Source organism: Brevundimonas sp., assembly GCF_004210735.1.
GTDB lineage: Bacteria > Pseudomonadota > Alphaproteobacteria > Caulobacterales > Caulobacteraceae > Brevundimonas.
On the sequence record NZ_SDZL01000138.1, the window covers coordinates 1 to 1283 of the forward strand.

Annotated in this window: 1 protein-coding gene; it reads left to right on the top strand. The window is 66.0% G+C overall.

What is annotated here, in order from left to right:
• Window positions 1-156 precede the first annotated feature (156 nt).
• A partial coding sequence (locus tag EON91_RS14450) for an acetolactate synthase large subunit (RefSeq protein ID WP_292096108.1) occupies window positions 157-1283 on the top strand: 1127 nt, incomplete at its 3' end.

Genomic DNA, 1283 nt, shown 5'->3' on the forward strand with positions numbered 1-1283 from the left:
TCCCCAAGGGCTCGGCATCCCTACCTTACGCGCGCGGAGAGTATGACATCTCCGTCCCCCGACGCGCGCCCAACAGCCGGTCCCGCCTGTCGGGGCCGGCTTTTCTTTGCCTCCCGTCAAGCCGGTGGATAGGGTCTCCGCGACCGGGAGGCAGTCATGATGCAGTCTGAGATGACGGGCGCAGAGGCGATCATCGGGTCGCTGGCCGATAGCGGCATCGCCGCCTGCTTCGCCAATCCCGGCACCAGCGAGATGCACCTCGTCACGGCGCTGGATCGCGAGCCGCGCATCCGCTCGGTGCTATGCCTGTTCGAGGGCGTGGCGACGGGCGCGGCGGATGGCTATGCGCGCATGACAGGTGTGCCGGCGCTGACGCTGCTTCACCTTGGCCCTGGTTATCTCAACGCCGGCGCCAACATCCACAATGCGCGGCGTGCTTATGTCCCGATGGTAAACCTGATCGGCGATCATGCGGTGACGCACCGCGCCTATGATGCGCCACTGGCGTCCGACATTGCAGGGCTCGCGGGGCCGAACTCGCGTTGGCTGAAATCGGTCGATCGTGTCGAGGACGCCGGCAAGCTGGCGGTCGAGGCGTTCGAAGCCAGCTACGGCCCGCCGCCGGGTCCTGTGTCGCTGATCATGCCGGCAGACTCGGCCTGGACCAGGGGCGCATCGCATGCGGAAGCAGGCGCCCGCGCCGGATTGAAGATCGTCAGTGACTCGACCATCGAAGATGCGGGTCGCGCCGTCACCAAGGCCAAGCGCCCCGCCATCCTCGTCAACGGCACGGCGCTGCATGCTGGCGGCGCGGAAATGCTGCGCCGTGTCGAAGCGCAAGGCATTCGGGTATTCACCGACACCTTCATGGCGCGTCATGTGCGCGGCGGCGGCCTCTACGATGCGCCGCGCCTGCCATACTTCGCCGAGATGGCGGTGGAGTCGCTTGCCGGAACGGACCTCTTGCTGATTGCCGGCACCAAGCCGCCCGTCGCTTTCTTCGCATATCCGAACACGCCGGGCGCTTTCACGCCCAAGGGTGCGCGCACGATCAATCTCGGCGGGCCGGATACGGACAGCTTTGATGCGGTCTCAAAGCTGGTCGACTGGCTTGATGCGCCCGCACCGCCCCACTCGATAAACTGGACGCCGCCGTTGTCCGGCACGGGCGACCAGTTCAACGCACAGACGATTGGTATGTCGCTCGCCGCCTATCTGCCCGAAGGCTGTCTCATCTCGGACGATGGCGTCACGTCTGGTCTGCCGATCTACATGACCATGGC